Source organism: Zunongwangia atlantica 22II14-10F7, assembly GCF_002094855.1.
In the GTDB taxonomy this organism is placed as follows: domain Bacteria; phylum Bacteroidota; class Bacteroidia; order Flavobacteriales; family Flavobacteriaceae; genus Zunongwangia; species Zunongwangia atlantica.
Genome location: NZ_ARYN01000020.1, coordinates 1 through 14,686 on the forward strand (window position 1 = coordinate 1; position 14,686 = coordinate 14,686).

Sequence of the window (14,686 nt, forward strand, 5' to 3'; positions counted from 1 at the left end):
TTTTGTAGAAAAAGAAGCTTTTAGATCGAAAAGCATTCCGCAGGAAATTTTAGAACATGAAGAAGCTCATGTGCGCCAAAAACATACGCTGGATTTATTGATTTTGGAGGTTTTACAGATTATTTTTTGGTTTAATCCGCTATTTATTTTCATCAAAAAATCAATGCGCTTAAATCATGAATTTCTAGCCGATGAAGCCGTATTAAAACAAAATTTTAGTCCGCTTGCATACTCAAATTTATTATTAGAGAGTTCCATTAATTCACATCAAAATGGGATTACAAGTTCATTTAAACAATCATTAATCAAAAAACGTATTCTTATGATTTCAAATTCATTTTCAGGAAAAAGAATAGGCCTTAAAATGGGACTTTTACTTCCTGTAATATGCTGTTGTGTTTATTTTTTTAATAATGATATCGTAGCCAAACCAATTCCGCTAGAAAATCAAAAATCTAAAGCGATTTTGGATAAAAATCCAGTCATTTTTTTTACGGTGACAAATACGCAAATAGCCATAAATAACAAAGAGGTACTTTTAAATGATTTTACTAAAAAGTTTGATGAAGCTACCAAAGACTTTTCAAATTATGAGCTTTTAAAAGCTTATATCAAATTCGAATCTAAGGATGTTCCTAAAGATTTTCAGGAAAAATTTGAAAATGAATTTTTTAAGACCAGGTATTATAAACTTTTAAGAGAAATGGGAAGAGGATCTTCAACACTTTTTCCTACTAAAGCCGGAGAAGTTAATAATACGCCGGCTTTTCAGGTTCGCGCTAATTTAAGTGAGAACAGAGCAAATGAGCCTAAAATTTATAATCACAGGGAAACTCCAACACAAAAGATGTTAGATGTTTGGAACAGTAACTCTAAAGACATGCAATTTTTTCTGGATGATAAAATGATTAGTTATTCTGAATTAAAAAGCATCAATTTAAAGTCTATTTTAAGTTATTCTGAACAGTTTTCTGAAACTGGTTCTATTATAAAAATGTTTACAGAGATTAATGATTATTTTGACAAGCAACCTCCAGTAGATTTTCAAAATCCGGAAGCGTTGAAAGGCATTCAAGACATTTTTATTAATGGGCAAAAAGTTTCAAAGGAAGATTTAAAAGCATATAAAGCTTCAGACTTTAAGGCTTATAGAATTTTTCAGGATGGGAAGAAGAAAGCTAGTTCTAAATTTCAGTTGCATTTTTATACCAATAAAGCGAATGAAGGTAGAGAGCAAAAATTAAAGGAGATAGAGAAAAATTCTGAAAACGGATTTTTTGTTCAATAAAAATTACATTCTAAAATGTCGAATTTCAGGATGTAGATATTTAGAGGTCTTTCAATTTGCTAATTGTTATGGTTTACACTTTAAAAAAGATGACTATTACGAGTTATCTTTTTTATTTCCTTAAACAAAATATTTATTTCTGATTTTTTACATTATGTGTGTATTTAACATTTTTACGCCTTTTTTAGATTTTTATAGGTAAAAGCAAAATTAATTATGAATTATTTGATGCTAAACCGATAAGTTGAAGATAATCTGTTAATTTTAAGTGCTTAACATTTGTTTAACTCATTTTTTAAATTTATTAACATAATTTTGAGGTACTTATGGAGATTTAAAAAATGGAGCGTATTCTTTTGATAATGATTGTTTTAGAGGTGGTAATTGCCGTGCTTCTTGTAATGATATTTATTCAAATTAAATCTACCTACTTTCAGGATATTAAAAGAGAGAAGCGCATTTACCGGATGCTAAATGATTTTATAAAAAGGAAAAGAGGTTTCTAAAACTCAAAAAATAACAAAGGACAGATTTTAGCTGTCCTTTGCTATTTTTAGTTATTTGCAAATCATTGAATAAATATCAAAAAAGCTTTAAGTTTTATCTTGAAAAACCTACTTTTGTGTAGCTAATTACAATAAATACTTATGAGCGTTTTAGTAAATAAAGATTCAAAAATAATCGTGCAGGGATTTACCGGTAGCGAAGGTACTTTTCATGCAGAGCAAATGATAGAATATGGTTCCAACGTTGTTGGAGGTGTAACTCCGGGTAAAGGAGGTCAAACTCATTTGGATAGACCGGTGTTTAATACAGTTTCAGATGCTGTGAAAGAAACAGGAGCAGATGTTACTATCATCTTTGTTCCGCCAGCATTTGCTGCAGATGCAATTATGGAAGCTGCTGATGCCGGGATTAAAGTAATCATTACTATTACCGAGGGTATTCCTGTTTCAGATATGGTTAAGGCTTCAGATTATATTAAGGATAAAGATTGCCGTTTAATTGGTCCTAACTGTCCTGGTGTTATCACTCCGGGTGAAGCTAAAGTTGGTATTATGCCAGGTTTTGTTTTCAAAAAAGGAACTGTAGGTATCGTTTCTAAGTCTGGTACTTTAACTTACGAAGCTGCAGATCAGGTTGTAAAAGAAGGTTTAGGAATTACTACAGCAATTGGTATTGGTGGAGATCCAATTATTGGAACAACTACTAAAGAAGCGGTAGAGCTTTTAATGAATGATGAAGAGACTAAAGCTATCGTTATGATTGGTGAAATTGGTGGACAGTTAGAAGCTGATGCTGCTAAATGGATCAAAGAAAACGGTAATAAAAAGCCTGTTATTGGATTTATCGCTGGAGAAACTGCTCCTGCTGGTAGAACAATGGGACATGCCGGTGCTATTGTAGGTGGTAGTGAAGATACTGCACAAGCTAAGAAAGCGATCTTAAAAGAAAATGGAGTTCATGTTGTAGATTCTCCTGCCGAGATAGGTAAAAAAGTTGCCGAAGTTCTTGGATAAAAGTTAAAATTTAAGATTTTTTTAAATAATTTTAGTCCGTAAGCGTTATATGCTTACGGACTTTTTTATTTTTATACATATTTATCAATCAAAACTTTAACTATGAGGAATTACTATCTATCGCTCATGGCAATCCTTTTCTTGGCGGTTGTCTCCTGTAAAAAAGATCAGGGAGAACATGAAAAAACTCACACCGATGCTAACGGATTTTCTTACGAAACTTTTGAGGATGATCCCACCGGCTTACGATTGTATACTTTGGATAATGGTTTAAAGGTTTATTTAAGCCAGAATAATGAAGAACCGAAGATTCAAACCTTAATTGCTGTTCGTGCCGGTTCTACTTACGATCCTGCAGATAATACTGGGCTTGCGCATTACTTAGAACATATGGTGTTTAAAGGTACCAGTAAAATAGGAACTCAGGATTGGGAAACAGAAAAAGTACTTTTAGATTCCATTTCAGATCTTTACGAAAAGCATAAAGCCACAACAGATCCTGAAGAGAAAAAAGCAATTTATCGCCAGATCGATTCGGTTTCACAGGAAGCTTCAAAATATTCTATTGCTAACGAATATGATAAAATGGTAAGTTCTTTGGGGGCTGAGGGAACTAATGCTTTCACTTCAAATGAACAAACAGTTTATGTGAATAAAATTCCTTCAAACGAATTAGATAAATGGCTAACGGTAGAAAGTGAAAGGTTTAATGAGTTGGTACTACGTTTGTTTCATACCGAATTAGAAGCGGTTTATGAAGAGTTTAACCGCGGGCAGGATAGTGATTCCAGAAAGCAATATTATGCAGTTTTAGAAGGTCTTTATCCTACACATCCTTATGGTACACAAACTACTTTAGGGAAATCTGAGCATTTAAAAAATCCATCGATGGTGGCCATTCATAATTATCACGATAAATATTATGTGCCAAATAATATGGCCGTGATCCTTTCAGGAGATTTAGAATTTGATACTACGATTCAGAAGGTGAATGATGCATTTGGCGGTTACGAGTCTAAAGAAGTTACGCATCCAACTTTTCCTAAAGAGCAGCCTATCACTGCGCCTATTGAAAAAGAGGTATTTGGCCCAACATCAGAATCTGTTTATGTCGCTTTCCGTACCGATGGTGTTGGTAGTAAAGATCAAAAAATCGTTTATCTTATCGATTATATTTTGGCAAATTCACAGGCGGGTTTAATAGACTTAGATCTAAACCAAAAGCAAAAGGTACAGCAGGCTTCTTCATTTACCAATTTCGATAATGATTATGGTTTCCATTTATTATACGGAATGCCAAAGGCAGATCAATCTTTAGAAGAAGTGAAGGATTTGTTACTTGCTGAAGTAGAAAAAATTAAAAATGGAGAATTTGACGATTGGTTAATCGAAGCGGTAATTAATGATTTAAAGTTGTCTGAAATTCGCCAATATGAAAATGCATCTTCTGTAGCTTATGCACATATGGATGCTTTTATTCATTTTCAGGATTGGCAGGAAGTAGTAGATTTTACAGAGGATTTAAAAAGTATTACCAAAGAAGAACTGGTGAACTATGCAAACGAGAATTATAAAGATAATTACGTAGCAGTTTATAAGCGATTAGGAGAAGATCCTAATATCACTAAAGTAGAAAATCCGGGAATTACTCCTGTTCAATTAAATCGTGATAAGCAATCTGATTTTATAACCGAATTCAATAAAACTGAAGCACCTGCTTTAACTCCGCAATACGTAGATTACGAAAAAGCGATCAAAAAAGAAGAGACAGAAAATGGATTGCCGGTTTCCTACATTCTAAATGAAACTAATGATCTTTTTAACCTGTATTTCATTTTTGATATGGGACAGGATAATGATAAGAAAATTTCATTGGCTACCGGATACTTGGATTATTTGGGTACCGATAAATATACTCCTGAAGAATTGAAGCAGGAATTTTACAAACTCGGTATCAATTACTTTGTAAGTTCAGGTTCAGATCAGATTTATGTTGGTATCAGTGGGTTAAAAGAAAATTTGCCAAAAGGCTTAGAATTGTTAGAGCATCTTTGGGAAAACGCTAAACCTAATCAGGAAACTTACGAGAAATACGTAGCATCTATCATGAAAGGTCGTGATGATGCTAAAACACAAAAAGGAAATATTCTTTTTAATGGTTTGCTTAATTACGGTAAATATGGCGAAGATTCTCGTTTGCGTAATATTTATACTGAAGCCGAATTAAAAGCTTTAGATCCTGCTGAATTAGTAGAAAAAGTTAAAGACCTACGTAATTTCAAACAACGTGTGCTTTACTACGGAAAAGATCCAGATGCAGCAGTAGCTGCGGTGAGCGAAAAGCATAACGTACCGTCTGAGCTTAAGGATTATCCTGAAGCCAAAGTTTACAGTGAGCAAGACACCGGTGGGAATGTTTACTTTGTAGATTATGATATGGTACAAAGTGAAATGGTTTTCCTTGCTAAAGGCGATAATTTTGATGCTGAGGAAATGGCGGCTACACAATTATTCAATACTTATTTTGGTAGTGGTTTATCTTCAATTGTATTTCAGGAAATACGTGAATCCAAGTCTTTAGCTTATTCGGCTTACTCAAGCTATCAAATGGCTTCAGAAATGGATAAACCCAACTATACGATGGCATATATCGGTACGCAAGCCAATAAAATGCCACAGGCAGTAGATGCAATGATGGAGTTAATGACCAACATGCCTGAAGCAAAAGAACAATTTGAAGCAGCTAAAGAGGCTACGCTTAAGAAGATAGCAGCAGATCGTATTACAAAAACAAGCATCTTTTGGAGTTACGAAAGTTTAAAGGATCGCGGTATAGATCATGATATGCGTAAAGAAATGTACGATGCTATTAAGGATATGAGTTTCGATGATCTACAAAGCTTTTTTGATAACAATATAAAAGGCCAGGATTACAATGTTTTGGTAATTGGGAATAAAAAAGATGTAGATATGCAGGCCCTTCAAAAATTAGGGGAAGTAAAAGAACTTGATATCGATTACTTATTCAATTATGAGAAAAAAGAAGATCAGGATCTAAAATTGTAATTCAGAATAAAGAAAAATTAAAGACCTCCTTGAAAAAGGAGGTTTTTTTATACCTAAACAATGCTTATTCTTATCTTTGGCGAAGATTAATCTAACTTACTATAATACATATGAAATTATTAGAAGGTAAAAATGCTATCGTAACCGGTGGAAGCCGTGGGATTGGTAGAGGTATAGCAAAAGTATTTGCAGAGCATGGTGCTAATGTTGCATTCACGTATAACTCTTCTGAAGAAGCAGCTAAAGAGCTGGAAAACGAGCTTTCTGAAACCGGAGTAAAGGCTAAAGGTTATAAATCTAATGCAGCCGATTTTGAGCAGGCTCAGGAATTAATCAAAAATGTAGCTGAAGACTTTGGTGCTATCGACATTCTTGTAAATAATGCCGGGATCACAAAGGATAACCTGCTAATGCGTATGAGTGAGGAAGATTTTGATCGCGTGATCGAAGTAAACCTTAAATCGATCTTTAATATGACCAAAGCTGTACAGCGTACTATGCTTAAACAACGTAGCGGAAGCATCATTAATATGAGTTCTGTTGTTGGAGTTAAAGGAAATGCTGGGCAAGCGAACTACGCAGCTTCTAAAGCCGGTATTATTGGTTTTAGTAAGTCTATGGCACTAGAGCTTGGTTCTCGTAATATTCGTACCAATGTGATCGCTCCTGGGTTTATCGAAACTGAAATGACCGAGAAATTAGACGAAAAAGTAGTACAGGGGTGGAGAGATAATATTCCATTAAAACGTGGTGGTACGCCAGAGGATATCGCAAACGCCTGTGTATACTTAGGTAGTGATCTTAGTGCGTATGTTACCGGACAGGTGCTTAACGTTGATGGTGGAATGCTTACCTAAGCATTTGAAAAAATCCTTCGTTGTTTTTCCTTTTGTGGTTGGTAAAGCCTTAATATTCTCTTAAATTACAACCCAAAAACGATTAATGACGATATTAAACATAATATATATAACCCTGGCTGCATGCGTTGCGCTGGGGTTTTCTTATTTTCAATATTATGTGAAGTCTAAGCGTAACGGGAAGGAACGTTTAATGCTTTTTATTTTACGTGCTTTAAGCGTTTTTACGCTTCTTTTTTTATTGATCAACCCAAAGATCAAATCGGTTTTGGTTGAACGGGAAAAGCCAGATTTGGTACTCGCTTTAGATAATTCTGAGTCAATTTCTCACCTTAATCAGGAAAATAATTTAGCTGAAATTGCCTCATTTTTCAATCAGGATGAAGAAATAAATGAACGTTTTAATGTTCAAAATATAAGTTTTGGGAGTGAAATTTCTACCCAAGATTCAGCCGATTTTAGTGCAAAACAAACCGATATTTTTAAGGTATTAGATGCTATAAAATCGAGCTTTAAAAAGAAGCAAAATGCAACGATTTTAGTGACCGATGGTAACCAGACTTTAGGCAGAGATTTTCAATATTTTAGTGCTTCAAAAAACCAAAAGATCTTTCCGGTGATCATTGGAGACACTACAAAATTTCCAGATTTAAGCATCTCAAAATTGAATGTGAATCGATATGCTTTTCTTGAAAATAAGTTTCCAGTAGAAGTTTTTGTAAATTATTCAGGTTCAAAAAATGTCGCTTCAAGGTTTACAATATCGACTAATGGGAAGACAGTTTTTTCTGAAGATGTCAATTTTTCAGAAGAAAACAGGTCGGTTAGAATAGAGGCAAACTTACCAGCTTCGCAATTGGGAACACAAGCTTATTCCGCAGAAATTCTTCCGTTAGAAAATGAAAAAAATACGATCAATAATCAAAATAACTTTGCAGTTGAGGTGATCGACGAGCGAACTTCGGTTTTAATATTAAGTAGTATTGCGCATCCAGATCTTGGCGCTCTTAAAAAATCTATCGAAACTAATAAACAGCGAAAAGTCGCGGTAAAATACACTAGCGAAAATAATGTAAAATTAAATGAATATCAGTTAGTTATATTTTATCAGCCAAATAATAACTTTAACACTTGGTTTGAGTTGGTAGATAAGGCTAATTTAAACTATTTTATCATAACCGGAACTAAAACTAATTGGAGTGCAGTTCAAAAATCATTGCCATTTTTATCGAAAAGCGGCAGTAATACTGAACAGGATTTCTATGCAGAAATAAATTCGAATTTTAACCAATTTCAGTTTGAAGATATCGGGTTTTTAGATCTTCCTCCTCTTCAGGATAAGTTTGGAGATCTAAAAATTGATACCGATTTTGAGACTCTACTCTACCAAAACATCGAAGGTGTTAGCACCAAAGATCCTTTGCTGATGATCGCTAAAAGTAACGATAGAAGTTCAGCGTTTTTGTTTGGAGAAAATATCTGGAGATGGCGAACTAAGGTTTTTGTGGAGAATCAGAGCTTCGAAAAGTTCGATAATTTTATTGGAGGCTTGGTTCAAAATCTATCTTCAAAAAAGAAAAAAGAGCGCTTAAATATCGAATATGAGTCTTTTTATTACTCTAATGAAATTGTAAAATTTGACGCTCAATTTTTCGATGAAAATTATCAATTCGATCCTAATGCAAATCTTCAAATCGAACTAAAAAATGACAGCTTAAATTCTGTATTAGATTCAAAATTTTTATTGCGAAATAATTTTTATCAGGTTAGTTTTAATGATCTTCAACCCGGGGAATATCACTTTACCGTTTCCGAAGAAAATTCAGGAATAAAGAAGTCAGGTAAATTTTCCGTAATTTCGTTCAATGTAGAAGAGCAATTTTCTTCAGCAAATTTTTCGAAACTAAAAAATCTGGCTGATAAAAATGAAAGTCAGGTTTACTTCCCCAATCAACTTGAAAATTTAAAATCTGAACTTTTAAACGATAATCGTTTTTCAATTATAAGAAAAGAAAACACCAAATCCCAACCAATAATCGAGTGGTATATTTTGCTATTTATCTTAGTTGGTTTATTGGCAGGAGAATGGTTTTATAGAAAATATAAAGGTCTAATTTAACATCAAACATCAATGGAAAGATTACCAAAAGTTGCAATACCTATTTTTATTGCAGTAGTAGTTTTAATAATTTTTATTTCAAAATCTACAGTTACCATAGGTTCTGGAGAGGCCGGGGTTTTGTATAAAACGTTTGGAAATGGTGTGGTTACAGATGAGCCACCTTTAAACGAAGGTTTTCATTTAGTAGCGCCGTGGAACAGGGTTTTTGTTTACGAAGTAAGACAACAATCTTTAGACGAGAAAATGACCGTTTTATCTTCAAATGGTTTGGAGATCAAATTAGATGCTTCAGTGTGGTTTCAACCTGCTTACGACGATTTAGGAAAATTACATAAAGAAAAAAGTGAAGCCTATATCGAGCGATTACTAAAACCAGCTTTACGATCTGCAACTCGTGCCGTGGTTGGGCGTTATAATCCAGAACAATTATATTCTAGTAAGCGTGAAGCGATTCAGGAAGAAATTTTAGAGGAAACACAAATTCTTCTAAGAGATCAATACGTTCAGGTAAATGAGGTTTTGGTTCGTGATGTAGCATTACCGCCAACAATTAAGGATGCGATAGAGCGCAAGTTAAGACAGGAGCAGGAATCTTTAGAATACGAGTATAGATTAACAAAAGCCGAGCAGGAAGCAGAGCGCCAGCGTATCGATGCTGAAGGTAAAGCACGAGCAAACCGAATCTTAAGTGAATCTTTAACAGATAAAGTTTTACAGGAAAAAGGAATCCAGGCGACTTTAGAATTGGCAAAATCTGGCAATGCAAAAACCGTAATTATTGGCTCTGGAGAAAATGGATTACCGCTAATTTTAGGAGATAATTAAAAATTATCGTAGAAATTTTAAATTCTGATTTTGAATTTTAAAATTAATACTTAGATTTGCTTCCATAATGAGAACGATACAATTACATCACCATCATCATATCTACTACTGCGCTCAGGCGAGGTAAATTTGATATGTGGTAATGTTAAGCATATTTAGAAACCCGTTTGAGCTACTCAAACGGGTTTTTTATTTGTTCAAATTTGACAACTGAAATTAAACTAAGCACTAAAAATAAAATGCTTTTGTGATGAAAAAAGAAAAACTAAGGATCGCAATTCAAAAATCTGGCCGCCTAAATGAAGATTCGCTTAAAATCTTAAAAGACGCCGGGATTTCTATAGATAATGGAAAAGAGCAATTAAAAGCTTCGGCTCGTAATTTTCCTGTAGATGTTCTTTATTTAAGAAATGGTGATATTCCGCAGTATTTAAGAGATGGCGTGGTAGACGTTGCAATTCTTGGGGAGAATGTGTTGGTAGAAAAAGGGAAAGATATTATTCGTGGTGAAAAGCTGGGATTCTCTAAATGCCGAGTTTCTTTAGCGGTTCCAAAATCTGTAAAATATAACGGAATCCAGGACCTTGAAGGAAAGAAAATCGCGACCAGTTATCCAAATACGGTTAAAGAGTATTTAGCTGAAAAGGGAATTTCAGCCGATCTTCATATCATTAATGGTTCTGTTGAAATCGCACCGAATATTGGTTTGGCCGATGCGATTTGTGATATTGTTTCCAGCGGAAGTACGCTTTTCAAAAACAATTTGAAGGAAGCTGAAGTAATGCTGAAGAGTGAGGCGATTTTGGCCATTTCACCAAAGATTTCTGAAGAGCGTCAGCAGATCTTAGATCAGTTACAATTTAGATTGAAATCGGTTTTAAACGCACGAACTTCAAAATACATCTTGCTGAACGCACCAAACGATAAGTTAGACGATATCATTAGACTTTTACCAGGAATGCGTTCTCCTACCGTTTTACCATTGGCTGAAGAAGGATGGAGTTCGATTCATACCGTAATTAATGAAGAACGTTTTTGGGAAGTGATAGACGAATTAAAACAACACGGCGCAGAAGGATTGCTTGTAGTACCGATTGAGAAGATGGTGTTGTAAATAATTTGATGATGTGTTAATGTGCTAATTCGAAAATTATTAAGTGATTTCGAATTAAAAGCTGACAGCTGACAGCTGATGGCTGAAAGCTAAAAGCTAACAACTGTAAATAGTTAACTGTAAACTGAAAAAAATGAACAAAATATATAATCCTTCAAGATCTGAATGGGATGCTGTTTTAAAACGGCCAACAAAAACCGTAGATGATATTGAAGACACGGTAAACCAAATTTTTGCTGAAGTAAAAGCTAAAGGAGATGCTGCAGTAGCAAAATATACTGATATGTTTGATGGGATTAAACTTGAAAACACATTGGTAACTTCAGAAGAAATTGCCGCTGCAGAAACTGAAATTTCAGAAGAATTGAAATCGGCCATTCTTTTAGCAAAAAAGAATATCGAAAAATTTCATGCAGCGCAAAAAACCGAGAAAGTTGAAGTTGAAACTACAAGCGGTGTAAAATGCTGGCAGGAAAAAAGACCAATTCAAAAGATCGGATTATATATTCCCGGCGGAAGCGCACCTTTATTTTCAACTATTTTAATGTTGGCAGTGCCTGCGGCAATTGCAGGTTGTAAAGAAATCGTGCTTTGTACGCCACCAAATAAAGAAGGAAAAGTTCATCCAGCTATTTTATATACTGCAAATTTATGCGGAGTAACAAAGATCAATAAGATTGGTGGGATTCAGGCGATTGCAGCGCTCACTTTCGGTACCGAAACAGTTCCTAAAGTGTATAAAATTTTTGGTCCAGGGAATCAATTTGTAACGGTAGCGAAACAGTTGGCAACTCGCCATAATGTTTCGATCGATATGCCGGCAGGTCCATCAGAATTGTTAGTTGTAGCAGATGATTCGGCTAAACCAGCTTATGTAGCTTCAGATCTGTTGAGTCAGGCAGAGCATGGTGGTGATAGTCAAGTGATTTTAGTGTCGACTTCAAAAACATTTTTAAATGAAGTTGAAGTAGCTGTTGAAGATCAATTATCAGTACTTCCAAGAAAAGCCATAGCAGAAAAAGCGATCGAGAATTCAAAACTGATCTATGTTGAAAATAATGAAGTTGCTTTAGATTTGATCAACGAGTATGGCCCGGAGCATTTTATAATTTCTACTGAAAATAATGAATTTTACACTGAAGGGATCATTAATGCCGGTTCAGTATTTATTGGGAATTACACGCCTGAAAGTGCTGGTGATTATGCTTCAGGAACAAATCATACACTTCCAACAAATGGTTACGCAAAGCAATATAGCGGCGTAAACCTGGATAGTTTTATGAAAAGTATGACTTTTCAGCAAATTTCAGAAGAAGGAATAAAAAGCATTGGTCCCGCAATTGAGTTAATGGCCGAAGCTGAAGGTTTACAAGCACATAAAAATGCAGTGACTTTGAGATTGAAAGACTTGAGTTAACGTGTTAACTAGATTTTAGATCGCTTCGCTGTTAGAAGTTAGAATATAGACTAGAAAAAAATACGATGAGTATTTATTTTGAATGCTAAATATTGAAATTTGAATGAAGCGGATTAAGATTTTTTTTAGACTTGATTTCTTTCCGCTGGAAATGACAAAAAATAAAAAAATGCTGAAGGCTAAAAGCTGACAGCTGAAAGCTAAAAAAATGCCCACTAATATAAACATACAAAACCTTGTTCGTGAGAACGTGAAGAAATTAAAACCATATTCTTCCGCTCGTGACGAATACAAATCAACAGGAACCCAGATGGTTTTTCTTGATGCCAATGAGAATCCGTATCAAACCGATGTAAACCGCTATCCAGATCCGCATCAAAGAAATGTAAAAGACGAGCTGGCAAAGATCAAAGGCATTAAATCAGAGCAAATCCTGTTAGGAAATGGTAGTGACGAGGTTTTAGATTTGTTGTTCAGGGCGTTTTGTGAGCCTGGAAAAGACAATGTGATCACGCTTCCGCCAACTTACGGAATGTATAAAGTGCTTTCAGAAATCAACAATATCGAAAATAGGGAAGTGCTACTTTCTCAGGATTTTGAGCCTCAGGTTTCAGCGATATTGGATAAATCTGATGCTAATTCTAAACTGCTATTTCTTTGTTCGCCAAACAATCCAACGGGCAATACTTTTTCAGAAGAAAAAGTAGAAGAATTGCTTCAAAATTTCAACGGGCTGGTAATTATCGACGAGGCTTATATTGATTTTTCAGGAAAAGAAAGCTGGTTAAACAGGCTTCAGGAATATCCAAATTTGGTGATTACACAAACACTTTCCAAAGCCTACGGGATGGCAGGAATCCGATTGGGAATCTGTTGCGCTTCCGAAGAAATTATCGAGATTTTAAAGAAAATCAAACCACCTTATAATGTAAATGAATTAACGCAGCAACGTGCTTTAAACCGAATTTTGGATGTTGAAAATGTGGAGAGTGAAGTTGCCGATATTCTAAAAGGTAGAGACGAATTATTTAGGGTGTTGCTGGAAGTTTCTTATGTTGAAAAAATCTATCCCTCAGATGCGAATTTCATTTTAGTGAAAGTCGATAATGCAACGGCCAGATACGATCAATTGATCGAAAAAGGAATTGTAATTAGAAATAGAACCACACAACCGCTTTGCGAAAATACTCTGCGTTTAACCGTAGGAACCACTCAAGAAAATCAAAAATTAATTACCGCTTTAAAAAGCCTAATCTAATTAAAATGCAAAAAGTTTTATTTATAGATCGTGACGGAACGATTATCCTGGAGCCGGAAGATTATCAGGTAGACAAGTTAGAAAAACTGGAGTTTTACCCGGAAGCATTGTTCTATTTGTCGAAAATCGCCAAAGAATTAGATTACGAATTAGTAATGGTAACTAATCAGGATGGTTTGGGAACCGAGGTTTATCCGGAAGATCAATTTTGGCCGATTCAGAATTTCGTGGTAAAAACCTTCGAAAATGAAGGCGTGAAATTCAGTGATATTTTAATAGATAGAACTTTTGCAAAAGATAACCAGCCTACCAGAAAGCCAAATACAGGTTTGTTGGAAAGAAAGTATTTGAATTCTGAAGGATACGATATGGCAAATTCGATCATGATTGGTGATCGTATGACCGATATTGAATTTGCTTATAATTTCGGCGGAAAAGGAATTTTTATCGATACCCATGAAGATTTAGCGACGGATGAATTGAAAAATGATGTTTCTAAACTGAAGGAAACAATAGTACTGAAAACTTCCAGCTGGAAAGAAATTTATGAGTTTTTAAAACTGAAAGATCGTACTGCTGAAATTGAAAGAAAAACTAACGAAACTGATATAAAGATCAAGTTGAATCTTGACGGAACCGGGAAAGCGGAAATTTCTACCGGGATTGCATTTTTTGATCATATGTTAGATCAAATCGCACGTCACGGTCAAATGGATTTGGTGGTAAAAGTAGATGGCGATCTTGAAGTTGATGAGCACCACACGATCGAAGATACCGCAATTGCTCTGGGCGAAGTCTATGCAAAAGCTTTGGGTAATAAGTTAGGAATCGAGCGATACGGATTTTGTTTGCCAATGGACGATTGCTTAGCGCAGGTAGCGATCGATTTTGGCGGCCGAAATTGGTTAGTTTGGGAAGCCGATTTTAAACGTGAAATGGTTGGGAAAATGCCTACAGAAATGTTCTATCATTTCTTCAAATCATTTACCGATGGCGCCAAGGCAAACCTGAATGTAAAAGCCGAAGGAACAAACGAACATCATAAGATCGAAGCGATTTTTAAAGCCTTTGCAAAAGCGATAAAAATGGCGGTTAAAAGAGACACAGAAAAAATGATCTTACCTTCAACAAAAGGAATGCTTTAATAGTATTGAGAATTGGGTATAGAGTAGTTAGTGGCTAAACTCAATACTCAATTCTAACTGACGAACTACGATAA

The 14,686-nt window shown here is 34.9% G+C and carries 11 protein-coding genes; all 11 read left to right on the forward strand.

Annotated elements, in window-relative coordinates; genetic code table 11:
• On the forward strand, positions 1-1,288 hold a 1,288-nt coding region (locus IIF7_RS17875; RefSeq protein WP_139801356.1), incomplete at its 5' end, for a M56 family metallopeptidase.
• 341 nt (positions 1,289-1,629) lie between these two features.
• Positions 1,630-1,794, forward strand: coding sequence for a hypothetical protein (locus IIF7_RS20890; RefSeq protein WP_176218992.1), 165 nt, complete (start codon positions 1,630-1,632; stop codon positions 1,792-1,794).
• A 141-nt stretch (positions 1,795-1,935) separates the two neighbouring features.
• On the forward strand, positions 1,936-2,808 hold the full coding sequence (gene sucD, locus IIF7_RS17880) for a succinate--CoA ligase subunit alpha (protein WP_084843051.1): 873 nt from the start codon (positions 1,936-1,938) through the stop codon (positions 2,806-2,808).
• Between the two features lie 102 nt (positions 2,809-2,910).
• The gene (locus IIF7_RS17885; RefSeq protein ID WP_245801671.1) at positions 2,911-5,874 is read left to right on the forward strand and encodes a M16 family metallopeptidase; all 2,964 of its coding nucleotides are present in this window, start codon (positions 2,911-2,913) and stop codon (positions 5,872-5,874) included.
• 110 nt (positions 5,875-5,984) lie between these two features.
• On the forward strand, positions 5,985-6,731 hold the full coding sequence (fabG, locus tag IIF7_RS17890; protein WP_084843053.1) for a 3-oxoacyl-[acyl-carrier-protein] reductase: 747 nt from the start codon (positions 5,985-5,987) through the stop codon (positions 6,729-6,731).
• A gap of 85 nt (positions 6,732-6,816) precedes the next feature.
• Positions 6,817-8,850, forward strand: a complete 2,034-nt coding sequence (locus IIF7_RS17895; protein ID WP_084843054.1) for a vWA domain-containing protein — start codon at positions 6,817-6,819, stop codon at positions 8,848-8,850.
• Between the two features lie 12 nt (positions 8,851-8,862).
• Positions 8,863-9,678, forward strand: a complete 816-nt coding sequence (locus tag IIF7_RS17900) for a prohibitin family protein (protein ID WP_084843055.1) — start codon at positions 8,863-8,865, stop codon at positions 9,676-9,678.
• A gap of 250 nt (positions 9,679-9,928) precedes the next feature.
• Positions 9,929-10,792 carry an ATP phosphoribosyltransferase gene (gene hisG, locus IIF7_RS17905; protein WP_084843056.1) on the forward strand — a complete coding sequence of 288 codons (864 nt, stop codon included), beginning with the start codon at positions 9,929-9,931 and terminating at the stop codon, positions 10,790-10,792.
• A gap of 133 nt (positions 10,793-10,925) precedes the next feature.
• The gene (gene hisD, locus IIF7_RS17910; protein ID WP_084843057.1) at positions 10,926-12,209 is read left to right on the forward strand and encodes a histidinol dehydrogenase; all 1,284 of its coding nucleotides are present in this window, start codon (positions 10,926-10,928) and stop codon (positions 12,207-12,209) included.
• A 208-nt stretch (positions 12,210-12,417) separates the two neighbouring features.
• The gene (hisC, locus tag IIF7_RS17915; RefSeq protein WP_084843058.1) at positions 12,418-13,467 is read left to right on the forward strand and encodes a histidinol-phosphate transaminase; all 1,050 of its coding nucleotides are present in this window, start codon (positions 12,418-12,420) and stop codon (positions 13,465-13,467) included.
• Positions 13,468-13,472: 5 nt separating this feature from the next.
• Positions 13,473-14,612, forward strand: coding sequence for a bifunctional histidinol-phosphatase/imidazoleglycerol-phosphate dehydratase HisB (hisB, locus tag IIF7_RS17920; protein WP_084843059.1), 1,140 nt, complete (start codon positions 13,473-13,475; stop codon positions 14,610-14,612).
• Positions 14,613-14,686 lie beyond the last annotated feature (74 nt).

Excerpts from the sequence above, each read along its gene's own strand:
- hisC (WP_084843058.1), top strand. The coding sequence starts at position 12,418 with ATGCCCACTAATATAAACATACAAAACCTTGTTCGTGAGAACGTGAAG.
- IIF7_RS17885 (WP_245801671.1), top strand. The coding sequence starts at position 2,911 with ATGAGGAATTACTATCTATCGCTCATGGCAATCCTTTTCTTGGCGGTT.
- sucD (WP_084843051.1), top strand. The coding sequence starts at position 1,936 with ATGAGCGTTTTAGTAAATAAAGATTCAAAAATAATCGTGCAGGGATTT.
- hisB (WP_084843059.1), top strand. The coding sequence starts at position 13,473 with ATGCAAAAAGTTTTATTTATAGATCGTGACGGAACGATTATCCTGGAG.
- fabG (WP_084843053.1), top strand. The coding sequence starts at position 5,985 with ATGAAATTATTAGAAGGTAAAAATGCTATCGTAACCGGTGGAAGCCGT.
- IIF7_RS17900 (WP_084843055.1), top strand. The coding sequence starts at position 8,863 with ATGGAAAGATTACCAAAAGTTGCAATACCTATTTTTATTGCAGTAGTA.
- hisD (WP_084843057.1), top strand. The coding sequence starts at position 10,926 with ATGAACAAAATATATAATCCTTCAAGATCTGAATGGGATGCTGTTTTA.
- IIF7_RS20890 (WP_176218992.1), top strand. The coding sequence starts at position 1,630 with ATGGAGCGTATTCTTTTGATAATGATTGTTTTAGAGGTGGTAATTGCC.
- hisG (WP_084843056.1), top strand. The coding sequence starts at position 9,929 with ATGAAAAAAGAAAAACTAAGGATCGCAATTCAAAAATCTGGCCGCCTA.
- IIF7_RS17895 (WP_084843054.1), top strand. The coding sequence starts at position 6,817 with ATGACGATATTAAACATAATATATATAACCCTGGCTGCATGCGTTGCG.